This is a genomic window from Micromonospora trifolii (genome assembly GCF_022229005.1).
GTDB classification, from domain to species: domain Bacteria; phylum Actinomycetota; class Actinomycetes; order Mycobacteriales; family Micromonosporaceae; genus Micromonospora; species Micromonospora trifolii.
The window spans coordinates 298,589-314,937 of record NZ_JAKKFD010000044.1; the positions used below are offsets into that span (position 1 = coordinate 298,589).

Sequence of the window (16,349 nt, forward strand, 5' to 3'; positions counted from 1 at the left end):
GCCGACCGGACAACCGGACGGTCCTGACGGACGGTGACTTGCGCCACCCATGCTGTATACGTGGTTACCGAACATCGCTCTGATGGCCGTCTCACGCTCACGGAGACCCGCCCATCGGCGCCATGACGGAAGGGCACGGATGCACCGGATCAGCGACGAGGACCTCAACGACCTGGTCGAACAGATCGCCAGTGCCGTGTACGGCAACAGCACGATCGCGGCGATCCGTCGTCAGCTGGGCAGATTCGTTCCGGCCGACATCCTCGAGGCCGCGATCACGGAGTACCAGTCCCGCGCCGGCCGACCCCGGGACCTGCACGAGCCCCGTTCCCTGACCGACCCCGCGGCACAACTCGAGCCGTGGTACATCCCCCGGTCCGACGACGTCTTCTGGCCGTCGGTGCGCCGCCGTCTGGAGGGCACGGGTCTCGACGACGAGCCGATCAGACGGATCAACGACGCCTCAAGCAAGATCGTCTCTTTCATCCCGCCGCCCGGAACGGAGCGGTTCAGCAGCCGGGGACTGGTCCTCGGACATGTCCAGAGCGGCAAGACGACCAACTTCATGTCCGTGGCGGCGAAGCTGTGTGACGCCCGCTACCGGTTCGTCGTGGTGCTCTCCGGCATCACCGACAACCTGCGCTCCCAGACACAGCAGCGACTGGAACAGATCCTCGTCGGCGACGACCGCGGCCGTTGGCACCTGCTGACCGACCGTGAGACCGACTTCGACGACAGACAGTCCCGCAATGCGGCGAACCTGCTGAGCAACCCCGACCAGCGGCTCCTCGCCGTGGTCAAGAAGAACCCGTACCGGCTGCGGAAACTGGCCCGTTTCCTCGAGGCCGCCGGCAGCATCCTGCAGGACTGCCCCATCCTCGTTATCGACGACGAGGCCGATCAGGCGAGCATCGACGTGGGCAACAGGGGCCGGCAGTCGACCATCAACTCCCTCATCCGTCGCATCCTGAGCAAACCGAAGGTCGCCTACGTCGCCTACACGGCAACGCCGTTCGCGAACCTGCTCATCGATCCGAGCGTGCCCGACGATCTCTACCCCGCCGACTTCATCGTCGACCTGCCCCGATCCGACGACTACTTCGGCGCCGAACGGATCTTCGGACGTGACCTGCTCACCTACGAGACCGGGCAGGTCAACCGGGGCCTGGATGTCGTGCGCACGGTCCCTGACGACGAGATCGCCCAGGTACGGCCACCCGGTGCCCGCGCCGGCTTCGGCGACTGGAGACCCACCGTCACCGACAGCCTCGGCGACGCCATCCGCTGGTTCATCCTGGCCACCGCCGCCCGCCGCTGCCGTGACGGGGCTCCGGCCGACTCGACCATGTTGATCCACACCTCCATGCGCGCCCCCGCACACCAGCGGACCGCCGAGGTTGTCCAGGCGTACCTGGGGACTCTGCGCAGCGGCTGGTCGACCCCTGCGGTGCGGGAGCGGTTCCGGCACCAGTGGGAGCAGGAGACGACCCGGGTGCCCGCCACCGACCTCGGACTCTCACCCGTGCCGTGGCCGCAGGTCTGCGACCAGATCCCCGGCGTCATGGCCGACGTGGGCGTGGTGGTCGACAACTACCAGTCCGACGTGCGACTCAGCTACGGCGAGGAGCCGGTCACCGCCATCGCCATCGGGGGTAACACCCTCTCCCGTGGGTTGACCCTCGTCGGCCTGGTGTGCAGTTACTTCGTCCGGGCGGCCTCGGCCTACGACACCTTGCTGCAGATGGGTCGCTGGTTCGGCTACCGCCGCGGCTACGAGGACCTGCCCCGGATCTGGATGACGGGTGACCTCGCGGCGTGGTTCGTGGACCTGGCGACCGTCGAGGCCGAGATCCGGCAGCAGATCCGCCGCTACGAGACCGAACACAAGACGCCACGGCAGTTGGCGGTGATGATCCGCAAACACCCGGCCATGGCAGTGACCTCGGCCGCCAAGATGCGCGGGGGCGTCACGGTGCGCTACAGCTACGGCTCCCAGGTCATGCAGACCATCAAGTTCCACCACCGCGACCAGGACTGGCTACGGCACAACATCAACGCGGCCGACCGCCTCCTCACCGCCGCCCGTAGCCTGCCCGGGGTCCGGGAAACCCCGGTGCGGGCCGGACGCACCGCACTGACCGGCGTGCCGGCGGCACGGGTGATGGCCTTCCTGCGCGACTACCGCTTCCACGAGCGCAGCCCCAGCCTCCGCTCGGAGGCCCTGTGCGAGTACATCGCCAAGCAGAACGACTACGACGCCCTGCGCACATGGAACGTCGTCGTCATCGAACAGGCCAGCGACCGCCTCGGCACGATGGAACTGGCGGGCCGCAAGTACCACCGGATCAACCGGAGCCGGCTCACGGTGCCGGCGGACTATGCGGACATCAAGGCACTGGTGTCCACCATGGACCGCGTGGCCGACCTGCCCGCCTCCATCAGGATCAGCGACATGATCGATGGTGATCCGACCGACCGCAGGCTACGGGAGCTGCGCGACGGGCAACTGGGAGGCACCGGACTCCTGTGCCTCTACCCGGTCAGCAGGAACTCCACCGTCGAGCGCAGCAGCGGCACCCGCGGCTATCCGAGAACGGACCTCGCGGCGGTGGAGGACATCCTCGGGATCGGCCTGTTCTTCCCCGAGGCCCGCGGACCCGAGGACCGTGACTACGTCGCGGTCGACCTGTCCGGCCTCGCCCCCGTCGACGAGGAGCTCGAGACCGTCGACATCGACGAGATCGACGCCGCCGACGAACGCGCCGGCGAAGCCGTGACCGACGGCGCCGCATCATGACAGGCGGCGCCGAGGAGATGTTCCGCCGTCTGGAAGCGACCGACCCGCCACGGCAGATGCGCGTGCTGGACAGCCCGGTCGAAGTGGCCGCCGGGCCGGTCGCCGTCGGTATCGACGCCGCAGGACGCCGGCATCTGCTCATCCCGCTGACCGACCGTCACCCCACCGTGCAGGACACCACCAGCCGCGGCGTCACCGTCACCACCCGGGGACTGGAGGACGACTCCCGTCACTCGCAACGGTACGCCGACGTGGTGTGCGACCTGCCTGAGCTCAACGACATCTTCGCGGCATTCACCGATGACCTGTGCCAACAGTTGCAGCGCCGCCCCGGCGACCCGGGGCGGGTCTGCCTGGAGGTCCTGCACCGGTGGCGCGAACTGCTCTATCCGGCACCGGGTCCGACACTCGGACCGGGGGCGCTGATCGGCCTGCTCGCCGAACTGCACTTCCTCGAACTGATCGGCGGGCACGGGGGCGCGCCGCCCCTGGACCTGTGGACGGGCCCCCGCAGCGCGCGCACAGACTTCACCTCCGCCACCGCTGCCGTCGAAGTCAAGGCCACCACGCACCGCGACCGCCTGGTCGTCGACGTGCACGGGGCCGGTCAGCTGGAGGAACGCCCCGGCACCGATCTCTACCTGTACGTCGAACAGTTCGAACGCGACAGTGCCGGTGACAGCGTGCCCGACGCCGTCGACCGGCTCCTCGCCACCGGGATCGACCGGCGTGTCCTGCTGGGCGCCCTGGATGCGGTCGGCTACCGCAGCGACGACGCCGATACCTACCGCCAGGACAGACACCGGGTGAAACGCGTCGCCGCGTACCACGTCAACACTCCCGGCTTCCCCCGGGTGACCTCAGCGCAGCTCGATGCGCCACTGCAGCAACACCTGGTCCGACTGACCTACAGCATCGACCTGTCAGCCTTCGATCATCACCTCATGGACGCCTCCGCCGCAGCCGCCGCGCTGCTGGACCAGCCATGACACGCCTCGTCAGGTACGCCGAGCCCCTCCCCGCCTCCGGAGGGATAGACGCGCGGTCGGTGCGTCGGACCCTCGGCACCTACTCCATGGACTTCTGGGAGCTGTTCCTGCGTGAAACGCTGCAGAACAGCTGGGACGCCGCCACCGGGGACCGACCCGTCCACTTCTGCATCGACGGATGGCGCCTGACCACAGCGCAACTGCAGAACCTGCGCCTTCTCCTTCCCGGGGCCGACCTGGACGCACCGGAGCTCAGGGTCCTGACGGTCACCGACACCGGGACACGCGGACTCGGCGGGCCCACCCGGGCCGACCGGGTGGGCGAGGACGACCCCCGGGATTTCGTCGACCTCGTCCGCAACGTCGGACGGCACCCCGACAAGGGATTCGCGGGGGGAACCTACGGCTACGGCAAGGCCGTCCTGTTCGAGGCGAGCAACATCGGCACGGTGGTGATGTTCACCCGGGTCAGAACCACCACGGGTGTCCAGTGCCGGCTGATCGGCATGTCCCTCACCGACCCCTACCGGGCCGAGCGACGTCAGTACACCGGACGCCACTGGTGGGGGGTCCCCGACAACGCCGTCGGTGTGGAGCCCGTCACCGGCCCGACGGCCGAGCGGATGGCCCGGGCACTCGGACTGACACGCCTGCCCGAGGACAGCACCGGCACCTCCATCATGGTCATCGCTCCCCGCACCGAACAGGAGCGCCTGGCCGAGGTGATCGCCGTGATGGCCGACACCGCGACCAGGTACGCGTGGGCCAACGTCGTCGCGCAGGGAAACCACGGCCCCGGCCTCAGGTTGCAGTTCACCTCCGACGGCTCCCGGATCGATCTTCCGGACCCGGGCACCGATGCGCGACTGCGGTACTTCGTCGAGGCGCACCGGTACTGCCGCGCCGTGTTCCAGGGCGCGGCAGAAGACCACCCCTGGCCCTGGACGGTCCAGGAGATCGTCGGCAGCCGTCCCGAGCAACGTCTCGGCGTCCTGGCATGGCGGACGTACCGGGCAGGCGACTCAGGTAACCACGCCCGACCACCCGCCGAGATCGCTCTCCTGCGCAGACCCGGCCTCGTCGTCGAATACCGCACCGTCGCCGCGGACCCGTTCGGACACGCCATCAGCGGCGTGTTCATCGCCGACCCCGAACTCGATGAGGATTTCGCCCGCGCCGAACCACCGACACACGACAGGTGGCAGCCGCGGCTGGCACAACGGCAACGCTACGCCCGCAACCCGGTCAGCCAGGCCCTCCAGCGCATCGACCGGATCTTCAAGGAGCGTCGGGCGGGAAACGGGACCGCACCCACCACCGAGGCCGTGACAGGGGTGTCACGACTCGCGAACGTCCTCGGCGCACTGCTCGACAGCCAGGCCGGAGGCACCGACTCCCGCATCCCGGTCGGGCAGGCCAACCCGGTGCCCCACCCGCCGTCGAATGCATCGGGAACACCGGCACCACCCGCCGGCACGCCGACACCCGGCACCGGGAGCAACGGCCAGCAGCAGGGCCCCCCGGGGCAGGGCCGAAGACCGCGCTCCGCGCGGGGTCTGACCCTGAATTTCCATCCCCGGGCCCGGCCGGCCCTGCTGGCCGACGGTTCCCGCGCGGTCGAGTTCGACATCGACCTCACCGGAAATCCCGGCGCACCGCTGACCCTCACCGCCCAGCCCCTGGTCGCGGTAGCGGACGGCACACCCGAGCCAGCCGACGAGACCACCCCCGTCAACGTCGTGCACTGGCGAGACCGGGACAGCGGAATCCTCACGCCAGGTCCACGCCTGACCCTGACCGCCGAGACGTCGGAACACTGGACCGTCACGCTCACCCAACCGGCTGATGCCGCCGTCACCGTCCGGGTGAGCCAGGAGGAGGTGGGACCGCAGTGAGCGCCCCCATCAGCGCGGGTTACCTGACCCCGGCCGAGGAGCGGATCCAGTCCGGAACCGTGACGGTCACCTCTGCGCAGGGCACACCCGTTGCCGAAGGCCAGCCGGTACCGGACTGGGACTACTTCACCGACCTCACCGCGACCTGGCCTCTGCACGTCGACCTGCCCGGAGTGCTCCAGGACTGCGGCCTGTCATCCGACGCCACCGTGACCTGTTTCGTCACCTGGCACAGCAGCAGCACCAACCGCCGCGGCAACTCCCCTCCCGCCAGACTCACCGACGGCGGGAACCAGCTGATCGTCGTGATCCCGGGAACCGAGATCGGCGGGAACCTCACCGTCACCGCCCGGATGGTCCTGGCCGCCCCTGATCCTGCACCGACCTCCCCGCTCGCCGCCACCCTGCCCGGCGCCATCCTCTGGCAGAACCGACGGCGCTTCACCCTGGAAGGCAGCGGCAGCCGATTCCCCGTCGTGGCCACGAGCTTCGCCGACAGCGGGCTGGCCGAGGGACGCCGCTCGCTGTGGTACCTGTCCTGCACCCCGGACCTCGACGGCTCCGACACCGGCAGCATCCGGCTGTACCTCAACACGGACCACCCCGCGATCACCACGATGCTCAACCAACCGGACGCGGAGACCTCCCGGACCCTCGCCGACATGCTCCGGCACGATGTCGTCCGTCAGCTCATCCAGACGGCACTGCGGTGCGAGGACCTCCAGGACGACCACGACCACGGCGAAGGCACACTCGGAGAGCTCTTCATCAACCTGACACGCCGATACTTCCCCGACCGGTCACTCTCCGACCTACGCAGTCAACACCGCAGTGACCCGGGTGAGCTGGAGGCGGTCATCCAAGGTCTGGACCGGGTCCTCGCATGAGCCGGCTGCACGTCTACCCGCGGTTGCCGGCACCCGTCGCGGAGCAACTGCTCACCGTCCACACCGGCCGGGACCTCCTCGAACTGCGGACACTGTCGGCCACCGCCGACCCCCGCACCACCTGGTACCCGACTGCCCCCTACCGGGTGCCGGAGGACGACCTGCGAGCCCTGCAACAGACCGTCCGCGCCATCGCCACGGAGGCACACTGGCCGGCACCGTTGAGCAAGACGAGCGGCACGGCCTTCGACCGGCTGCTGGCGCCGGCCCTGTACCGGCAGATGACCATCGTGCCCGCCGATGCGGCGAGCGAGGAGGTCTGGTCATTCCTCAGCCTGGTCCTCCTGCCGGATGTCGCGCTCTGGCGATGGCCCAACCCGCTACGCCGGCCCGGATACGAACGCATCATCGGCCGCCCCCGTAACGTATTCCGACGCCTGTGGGCCCGCATCCACAGCCTCGGCGAGGACGTCGGAGCCCAACTCTACGAAGACGAGGCCGTCGCGATCCTCGAACGCCCCACGCTCGGTGCGCATCCACGCGTCGCCCGCGCCATCGCCCACGCTCACCTGACCACCGCCGGGGAAGCCGGCACCGCACGGACCGACATCCTGCGGATCACCGCCCGCAGACTCCGGCGACTCGCGGTCGTGGTCAGCCTCGAATCGCTCGACGACGCTCAACTGGCAGACCTGATGAGGAGATACACGAAGGAAGCCATCGACCAGTTGCAGTCCGAGCGGACCACGAGCACGTACCGGCCCGTCCCCACGCAAGTGCAAGCGAGGTCAGGAGCAAGGTAGCCCACCAGAACGGGAACTGGCTGTTGCGAGAGGATCTCCGTACTGCCCGTACGGTCCTCGATGGTGGTCCGTTCGAAGGTCGAACAGGACGTGTGCAGGTGTCACGCTGGCGGGCATGGCGAGCGAGCAACGGCAGCAGTGGGTCCTCATGGCACGTGCAGCGCTGATCATCGCCGCGATGCGAAGGTCGCTGCTCACCTATGGCGAGCTGGGACATGCCATCGGCATGGCCGGCATCGATCTGCGGAATCAGATGCGCCACGTTCTGGCCCAGGTCGCCGAGGAGTGCATCGCCGCGGGAGAGCCGTCCTTGCCCGCGTTGGTTGTCAATGCCACCACCGGGCAGCCGGGCGCCGGCTGGGTCGACGGAGCGGTCCGTTGGCACGCGGAGGTGCAACAGCTGTTCCGGCACTGGAACCCACCTCGTTGAAGCGGCATGCCGCCGGCGCGGAAGGGCGGCGTCGGGCCGCGTTCGCCCCCAGCCCTGCACCGTTCGGGCTGACGCACTGCGTCTGGCAACAGAAGAGAAGGCGGCCTCCTGGGGTTACGCCCGCATCAGCGGCCCTTCTTCGTACTGTCGTAACGGTCGGATCCGAGGGACGCACCCCGTATTGCCGTCCGCACGCATCGCGATCGTGTCGATGGTTGCCTGAACAGGCGCCAGGTGCACGGACACGATCAAGCAGTGGCGTTTCGTCACTGATCGTTATCGGCAGCCAGGGTTTCCGGGGGTGAACCACGGGCAGGCCGACAGGCCAGCGCAGGGTCCGACCGCGCCCCGCTCCCCCACCGTCGGGGACGTCCCGTCACCAGAAGAACAGCGGGCCTACCCCGCCGCCGCGGGGTTCGTGCCGGCGGGGTAGGCAGGAGGGCATGCGGGTGGTGGGAACGCCTGGAGCAGCCACGAGTCCGTACGGGATGCCGCAGTTCGAGCAGATCGCGGCGGACCTGGTGGGCGGGATGGCCGGTGAGTGCGCTGAGCTCGTGCACCTGCCAGACGTTCAACTATTCAGCATCGACAACGATGGCTGATTCATCGGCACTGTTGTGTGTCTGCCATTTTATCAACTTGCCGCTGGATGGCATCGTGCTCATGGGCGTCACAAGCTGGAAGGCCAGGGTGACAAGGCCGTCATTGACGGACCGGGCATCCGGAACGTCCGCTTCGACATTCGGATAGACGATGATGGCGCCGGTGGCGGGGGCATACAGTCGATCAGCTTCCGGGTCGGAAACTGGCGTTGCGAGTCCTGCGATTCTGCTGGCAGCGTTGCGGTGCCTCGATTCACTGACGGCGCTGAGCGAACCGGTCGACGTCCTGACCCGACGGAAGATGCTGAACGGTCCCTGATCATGGATCGTCCGGAGACTTTCATCCGAGACCTGGTGGGGAAAGATGATCAACCAGCGTTTCAGCTGCTCAGGACTGAGGCCGCTGAGCCACGTCAGCTCCGGCTTGAAGGTATCTGCAGACAGCCATTTGAGGGATCTGAGCACCTCGACAACATCGCGGTGATCCATCTCGGCGATGCGCGCGGAGTAGGACTTGCCGGTGTCCTGAATCGTCGACACACCGGCTACCTTGGACGCGCGCACGGTCTTGAACCGAACCGTTGTCGTGGCGGCGGACAGTACGGGAAGCCACGCCGCAGCGTTGGCGCGGGTCTTCTCGTCCCCCGCACGGGAGCCAGGGTTCGGGTATGCGACCGGCTCCATCGGTTCGCCCGGCGAGCTCTTCTCGACCAGCGTCGCATTCCACATCTTGTTCCGGCCGGTCGGTCTGAGGTCGGGACGGTGCTGTGCGATGAGCGGTGGAATCTGCCGCGGAGTTATCTGTCGTTCTCCGTCGGTCGGTTGCGAGTAGCGCCGAAGCTCCGCTCGGAGATACTCCTCGTCCTTGCACGCCGCGGCGAACATCTCGTGGAGTTCCTCTGTCGTGTAGATGCGGACGAGGTCGCGGAATCCTGGCCGGAAGCCGAACCAGCGACCCATCTGCATGAGGGTGTCGACCTGCTTGGTCACGCGTCGGTAGTAGGTGACGGTGAGGCCTTCGACGGTGAAGCCGCGGGCGAGGCTGTTGCCGCCGACAAGGATCCGCCAGATCGGCCGCATGTCGAAGTCGAGGCTCTCCTGCTGTCGTTCGAGGTCCTTGTCGCTGTTGACCACGATGACCGGTCCGCTACTTTGATCAGGTGGGCTGATCTTGTCGAGGGCGGCCGCGATGTCGGGCCGCAGGTCATCGAAGTTAGCCGGCGTCGGCAGGTCGGTACCCGATGCGACGCTGACGCGCAGGACATCCTCTTCGTAGAGGGCCCGCAGACGGGCCAGACCCGCGGGTGCGCGGTACTGGCCGCTGTTCCACATGGCGTTGATGACGTCGGCAGTGTCGCGGTGCACCGCCTTGGACATGGCCTCGTGCACGAGCATGGTGTGGTGCTGGTAGGAGGCGTGCCCGTGGCGCTGACGGTGGAGCTTCACCGCGCCTGTCAGCAGGTACATGTCGAGCGGGGTCCGCAGGTCGGTATCCTGCGGCTCCTCGTCGAGCAGCCGTACGTGCCGCAACTCCTGGGAGCTCTCGAACGTGCGCTCCGACAGCGGGATGTCGGTGTCGAAATCGTGGAAGTCCTCGGCGCCCATGTAGGCGACGGGGCGGGCCAGGGAGACGAGGAAGTCGCGCGGGAAGATGTCCTCGACGTCGGACGGATCAACGAAGACGTTGGCGTACGGCGTCGCGGTGTACCCGACGTACTGGGCCCGCGGCATCATGGACAGCAGCTGGCCGATGAGCCGGTTGATCGCTGTGCGGTCCTTGCTGTCCTGTGTCCACTGCTTCGGGCTGGTCGTGTTGACCGAGGCCTGGTCGGACTCGTCGTCGATGATGAGGACCGGCACCTCGCCGAGCCGTTCCCTGATCCGACCGAGGTCCGCGACGAGGTCCTGCAGGACGGTCTTGTTCTTCTTGGCAACCACGAGCCGGGCGTCGCTGGTGTAGAGGTTGACCGGTGCGAACAGGGGATGGGTGCGTTCGCGGCGGGGGAAGTCCAGCGCCATGAATCCCTGGCGTAGGCGCCGGTAGTCCCATCCGCGGGTGCTGAGGCGCCGGATGTCGGGGTATCCGATGTCCGACGGGCGCCCACCATGACGGACGAAGCGGTCCTTTTCCCAGTCCGTGTCGTCCTGGTATTCGTGGCCCCTGCTGTCGTGAGCGGAGATCTCCTGCTCCAGGTTTTCCCGGCCCACGAGTTCGATGTCGAGACGACGCTGCGTCTGGGCGCGCAGCATGTTGGTGGTACCGGTGAGGACGATGACGAGCCGGTAGCCGGCATCGACGGCTTTCGCGATGACGCCGGTGAAGTTCGCGGTCTTGCCGCTCTGTACGTAACCGACCACGAGGCCCTTGGCCTGGTAGGCGACCTCGCGGGTCGGGTCGGACAGGCGCCTGACGACATCTTCCGTGGCGTGGTCCAGTCCGGCGACGACGCCGGCGTCCCAGCCCTTGTTCAACAGATACCTGCGGTAGTGCGACCAGTAGAAGTCACGCTCGCCCCGTCGCTCCGCAGTGCGCCATTCCTCCCAGTCGTCAGCGATGACGATGGGCGCGGTGGCGTGCGGGAAGAGGCTTGCCACCAGATGCTGCGTCGCGGGGTCCAGCTGCAGCGTGGACACGATCGCTGAACGTCGCTCCGAGGTGTTGCGTGCCGTGCCTGCGGCCCACACCGCATCCGAGTCCACGTGGTCCCAACCGGCCAGCACCTGCGCGAACTGCTGACGTAACGCATCCTCGGGCCCGGCCGACTGCAGATGCGCGAGCAGGGCCGCTCCGTCGGTGAGACTCTGATCGTTGCCGAACATCGCGGCGACGGGATGGATGGGCATCGGACCGCTGCGCTGCATGCCGTCGAGGGCTGAGCCGTAGGCGAGAGTGACCGTGTCGCTCATTGCAGCTCCTGTCGTCCTGCCGAGACCGCGATCCGCAGAGGTTCGGGTGCGGGGTCGGTGCTTCTGCCGGTCAGGTCGAGTCTGTACCGGATGTCGGTGATGCGGCTGAGGTCCACACCGGCGGCCCTCATCAGGTCCCCGGTCAGCCGGGGGAAGGTGTCGGCGACCCTGTACAGCGCCGGTTCGGAACGGAGCCTCCAGCGTTGCAGGGGTCCCGCGGCGAAGCGGCTCCGCCACCCCGCCCGCCGTACGAGGTCTTCGAAGTTTTCGCGCTGGCCACCCGCCGGCATCATCTGCCGTACGTGGTCGACCAGCTCGGCGAGGGTTCTGCCGCCGCTACCGGCTTTCGTGATCTGTTGCGACAGCAGCCAGAGCTGCCGGTCACCTGTCGGTTGCAGCTGGCCGACCGATGAGATCCGGTGAATTCGTCGCTCCCCCGCCGTGGTTTTCACCTCGACATCGACATCGGGCAGGCCGAAGTCATGTTCCTCCGTACCGCCGCGCCAGGCGGCGATCGCCGCGTCGGGTGAGATGGTGGCTGCCAGCCCTGCGACCAGGCAGAGCTCGCCGATGAGGCCTGTCTCCACTTCTCTCGTCAGCGTGTCCTCGGGCCTGATCAGGTGGCCGATGTGGCGCAGCGTCTCGAGGAGCGCGGCGCTGAGGGGCAGCCCGTCGAGCTGCGCCCGGTCGGCCACCCCGCACAGCACGGGGTAGGCATCGGCGAAGAGGCGGGGATCATGGACGGCGATTTCGATCAGGCGGTTGGCTCCGTCGTGCACGAGGGTCGTGCTGACGTGCTCCAGGCCGGTGGGAGCGGGGGTCTCGTTGCCGCGGGCGGGGCCGCGGAGACCGATCCGGTGGTTCGCCGGATCGGTGAAGAGTATGACTCTCGGCGTGCCGTCGACGGGGTGCTCCATCGGCACCCCGGTCGCTACGTATGCCGCGAAGCCCTCACCACTGAGATGCCGGTCCGGGCTGGTCACCCACGCCCTCCGAAGGACGCCAGTTCAGCCTGGGCGGCGGCGGTGAGGATCTCCTGCCACAGGTCGATGTTGTCCTTGTCCCGGGAGCCGAGGTGGGCGCCCTGGAAGACGTTCTCCATCAGCAGGAACATCAGGGCCTTGACGAGGGGGGCGTCGTTGAGGCCCCCCCGCCGGCCTCCCAGAAGGGCGGCACGGTAACGCCTGTTGAGCAGCAGGGTCATGGTTTCGCGCTCAACGTGGAACAGGTCGTTGTTGTCGAACTTCACCCAGAGGATGTTGAGTGGCGACTCGTTGAGCTGCGGCAGTTCGTCGATGATCTCGCGGCTCACCCGCGGGTTGATGCCGCGTCCGGGCGGGACCACCGGGCGGCGCCGGGCGGTCTCGCGTTGATTGCTGGTCGCCCACGTCTGCTCAGCGGCGTGTAGGAAGTCGGTGACGGTGCTGCCGTCGGCCGCGCGGGCGGCGCCGACAGCGCGGGCGAATCCCGCGCCGGCGGTCACCCGCGACTTCTCCGGGTTCATGGTGAAGAGTCCGGAAACGTCGCCGTCGATGTCGATGGCTGCACGGGCGAGCTGCAGCTTCTTGTCCGGCGCGTGGATCCCTTCCCAACCGCCCGCATGCAGGAGCCGGTCACGCCGGTAGAAGTAGAGGCCCTGCCGCAACTCCGCGCCCCCCGGCAGGCGGTATTCCGCATTGTTGGACCTGCCGGGCCAGATGTGGCACTGGATCGACAGAGCGACGCCGTCGACGTCTGTTGCGAGCGTCTTCGGCCAGCCGTCCGGCCCATGGCGGTAACCGAACGGGTCGAGCGGGCGGACTTCAGCCGGGACACCGACGCCCTCGTCGACATCCTCCACATCGACGGTGATGCTCAGCTTCCCCTTGGCCAGGATGCGGTGGAACATGAGCCCGAGATGTCCCCGGAGATGGTCCACCGTGCGCGACAGGAACGTGCCCACCAGATGCGGGTCCTCGGATGCCGGGAAGCCCCCCACCTGGTCCCACCGGATCACGGTGCCCGACGGGGAGGTGCTGAACGGCCACGTCCGGTCGAGCTCGGCGACGGCGAAGTCCTCCGGGACCACGTCGCAGTGGAAGCCGTCGCGGTTCTGTCCCTGCAGCCACCGCCGACCGACCGCCTCGTGGCCCGATGCGCGCGACAGGACCGTCAGGCTGGCCGCCTGACTGAAGGATGCAGCTTTCAGTCCGATACCGAAACGGCCCAGGTCCGTCGCCCGGTAGTCCCGTCTACCACCCAGCGTCAGGGCGGTGTCGATGGAGCGGGGGGTCATGCCGTGCCCGTCGTCGACCACGTACAGGCCGATCAGTCGGGCGTTGCGTTGGATGAAGCGGATCAGCACACTGCTCGCGCCGGCGTCCACGGAGTTGTCGACGAGGTCCGCCAGCGCGGTCTCCAGGGAGTGGTTCCGCCCGAGTGCATCGAGTGCGTGCGGATCCGGGGGCAGCTCAACCGATCCGACGACCGGCACGTCTTCACGCCACCGCATCATCTCACCGCGCCCCTGCCGCGAAGGGGCCATCCTGATGGGCGCCACCGCCGCCCGTCGGTCTGAACCCACGACCCCGCGCGACGTCCATCAGGACCGATGCGGCCCGCAGGTGCTTGCCTGCCGGGGTGTACCCCTGCTCGAGCGCCTGGGTGATCTCTCTGATGACGCCCCGCTGGGCCGCATCGAATGAGCCGGTGGTCTCGCCCCACACCGCCAGGTCACGCCAGGTGCGCGGTGGCGTCGTCTGCAGGGTCTCGATGTCGGCCGGGTAGGCGTCGAGCTCGACCAGCTCGGCCTGGAGCTGCCCCGGGACCATCCATGCGATCTCCCGTACGGCTTCCCAGCACTCATCCCTCTTCGCCCACTCACCGACGTGCGTCCGCCCCACGGGGGGCGAGGTGATGACCTTCTGCACGAGTGTCGACAGCTCGGCGATCGCCTCCTTCGTTGCCGGCGAGAGGTCCTGGGTCCGCCAGATCCGGTCGAGGTCCAGACGACCACCCGTCATCTGGACGAGCTTCGCCACGGTGTAGGTGACGATGTTGGCCTTGTATCCACCGAAGTTCTGTCGGGCGACGATCTTGTCCGCGCGGCGGAACAGGATGGCTTTGGCCACGAGGTTCTGGCAGTACGATTTATCGACAACCGTGGACGTCTCGTCGAGGCCTTCGGAGAACAACGTGAAGTTCTTCTCGGCGCCGAGGCTCACCTGCTGGGGCCGCATCGACCAGGACATCTCGAACTTGGCGAGCTCGGACTTGGTGAACTTCTGATCGGGCGGGTTCATGGTCTTGAAGACCTTCTGACGCGACCTGGTGAGCTCCGCGGTCACCGCGTTGGCGTACTGCCCCCGGGCCCGTTCGTAGAACCAGTGGGTGTCGCTCTCGTGCAGCGGTCCGGGTGGCGCCCAGAGCGTACGCATGATCCTTTCGACGTCGACGTGGAAGCTGGCGTTCGCCTTGAGGTCGGAGGCGCTGACCTTGTTCTGGGTGTTCGAGTATGCGGAGATCTTCGGGACGATCTCGTCCAGCCGCTCGGGGGATACGACGGTGAGTTTCATCTGCACGAGCACCTGACCGATGTCCGTCGTCCGACGCGCGTGGTGGATCGACGCAGTGGTCTGCCCGCCGTTGACGATCTGGAGGTCGTGGATCCGGCGGATACTCCGTTGCCCGCTGTCGTCGGTGTGGAAGTCGACCGCGGATGCCGTGGCGGCGATGCCGTTGTTGTAGGCGAGGAACCGCTCGGGATGGTCGCGCAGGGTTCTCTGGATGCCGCTGTTGACGGCGCCCTTGACCTGGAGGAACGATCGCACGTTGAGCTCGAGGAGGCGCGCGCCGTGGCGTCCGTAGAGATCGGCGAGATCGTTGCCGGGCACGATGGCCAGGAACACCGCGTAGTCGGAGCTGGTCTGCGGGGTGCCGAGACAGGGCAGCCCGTCGGGAAAATCAGCCACGATCGGCTCGGCGCGGCTTCCCGACGCCGTCCAGTTCGCGAGGCGGCGCAGGTCCCAGACGTCCCGGGCGATCTCGCGTCCCTGAAAACGTAGCGGCGGCAGCGCATCCCGGACGACGCTGCGGGCATTCGAGATGTAGATGAACCGGACCTTGTCAACCTCGGCGAACTTCTCCGCGACAGTCGACACCATGCCGGCGACCTCGGAAGACGGCTCGTTCCGGACGACCGTCCCGGCGAGGCAGCGGGACAGGAAGTTCTCGAGTCGGCGGAACGCGGTCTCGGCATCACTCCGATTCAGTTTGTGGTCCTCGTCCGCCCGGGGACTGTAACTGGTGATGAAGAGGTCCAGACATCGGTCATCCGATGACAGGCCGAAGCCACTCACCTCGACCCCGTGATCCTTGAAGCGGACGACCACGGGATCCTCCGTCAGGCCGTAGCCCGACAACTGCTCAAGGACCAGCCCGGCGAACGCCTCCTGCGGCTCCGAGTCGTTCACCTCGGTGTACGCCCGGACATCCTCGAGCAGGCTATAGGCGTAGAAGTCGAGGTCGGACTCAGGCACCGGCGATCCCCTCCAGCGGAGACGCATCTCCATGGGCAGGACCTGGCGTGACTGGGGAGTTGTTCTGGGTGGTCATGGGCTTCTCCGACGCTGATGTGCGGCTCGAGATCGGACCGCGCGGATCCGGCCGGTAACCGTGCCTATCTTGCAGCATAAGGGCAGTAGACGACAGAACCGCAGGATGATCGACTCGCTATGCATCCGGCCGTCCGATTCCCTCCCCGTGCCTGATCCTTTTTCGAACGTTTCGTGATACGGAACGGGGTGGACGCCGGGCATTCCACCTCCGGTCGATCCCTCGTGACGGGAACCCTTCGGATGCGAAGGTAGCTGTACCGTAACGGCCAGGCGTCACTGCGGCCGGCGACCCGACCGGCGGACGGTCCTGCTCGATCTAGCGGATCCCCCCGGCAAAGTCCATGCGCGTAAGTGACGGTGTTCACGGTGAGGGTGTGGGTCCGCGTCCCAGGGACGCGAGTCGGGACAACGGTTGTGTGTCCGTTGCCCCTTCAGCCCGGCGGG

General features: G+C 67.6%; 10 protein-coding genes. 6 read left to right on the forward strand and 4 right to left on the reverse strand.

What is annotated here, in order from left to right; translation table 11 throughout:
- Positions 1-139 precede the first annotated feature (139 nt).
- The 6 genes from NIE79_RS26055 (at position 140) to NIE79_RS26080 (ending at position 7,801) form a co-directional block, all read left to right on the forward strand.
- Entirely contained in the window at positions 140-2,797 is a 2,658-nt protein-coding gene (locus NIE79_RS26055; protein ID WP_238681060.1) for a Z1 domain-containing protein, read from the forward strand.
- Positions 2,794-3,786, forward strand: a complete 993-nt coding sequence (locus NIE79_RS26060) for a PD-(D/E)XK motif protein (protein WP_238681061.1) — start codon at positions 2,794-2,796, stop codon at positions 3,784-3,786. Before NIE79_RS26055 ends, NIE79_RS26060 begins: the two co-directional genes overlap by 4 nt.
- 59 nt (positions 3,787-3,845) lie before the next feature.
- Positions 3,846-5,681 carry a hypothetical protein gene (locus NIE79_RS26065; RefSeq protein WP_238681062.1) on the forward strand — a complete coding sequence of 612 codons (1,836 nt, stop codon included), beginning with the start codon at positions 3,846-3,848 and terminating at the stop codon, positions 5,679-5,681.
- Complete coding sequence (locus tag NIE79_RS26070; RefSeq protein WP_238681063.1) at positions 5,678-6,568, forward strand: hypothetical protein; 891 nt, start codon at positions 5,678-5,680, stop codon at positions 6,566-6,568. Before NIE79_RS26065 ends, NIE79_RS26070 begins: the two co-directional genes overlap by 4 nt.
- Positions 6,565-7,371, forward strand: coding sequence for a DUF6339 family protein (locus tag NIE79_RS26075; protein ID WP_238681064.1), 807 nt, complete (start codon positions 6,565-6,567; stop codon positions 7,369-7,371). The genes NIE79_RS26070 and NIE79_RS26075 overlap by 4 nt, the downstream gene beginning before the upstream one ends.
- A 115-nt stretch (positions 7,372-7,486) precedes the next feature.
- Entirely contained in the window at positions 7,487-7,801 is a 315-nt protein-coding gene (locus NIE79_RS26080; protein ID WP_238681065.1) for a hypothetical protein, read from the forward strand.
- 575 nt (positions 7,802-8,376) lie between these two features.
- Here NIE79_RS26080 and NIE79_RS26085 read toward each other — a convergent pair.
- From NIE79_RS26085 to NIE79_RS26100, 4 genes are read right to left on the reverse strand one after another with little or no spacing between them, the layout of a single operon-like run.
- Complete coding sequence (locus tag NIE79_RS26085) at positions 8,377-11,310, reverse strand: Z1 domain-containing protein (RefSeq protein WP_238681066.1); 2,934 nt, start codon at positions 11,308-11,310, stop codon at positions 8,377-8,379.
- Complete coding sequence (locus NIE79_RS26090) at positions 11,307-12,293, reverse strand: PD-(D/E)XK motif protein (protein ID WP_238681067.1); 987 nt, start codon at positions 12,291-12,293, stop codon at positions 11,307-11,309. Before NIE79_RS26090 ends, NIE79_RS26085 begins: the two co-directional genes overlap by 4 nt.
- Positions 12,290-13,801, reverse strand: coding sequence for an ATP-binding protein (locus NIE79_RS26095; RefSeq protein ID WP_238681068.1), 1,512 nt, complete (start codon positions 13,799-13,801; stop codon positions 12,290-12,292). The genes NIE79_RS26090 and NIE79_RS26095 overlap by 4 nt, the downstream gene beginning before the upstream one ends.
- A 4-nt stretch (positions 13,802-13,805) precedes the next feature.
- A complete protein-coding gene (locus NIE79_RS26100) occupies positions 13,806-15,827 on the reverse strand; it encodes an AIPR family protein (protein ID WP_238681069.1) in 2,022 nt (673 codons plus the stop codon).
- Between the last annotated feature and the right edge of the window lie 522 nt (positions 15,828-16,349).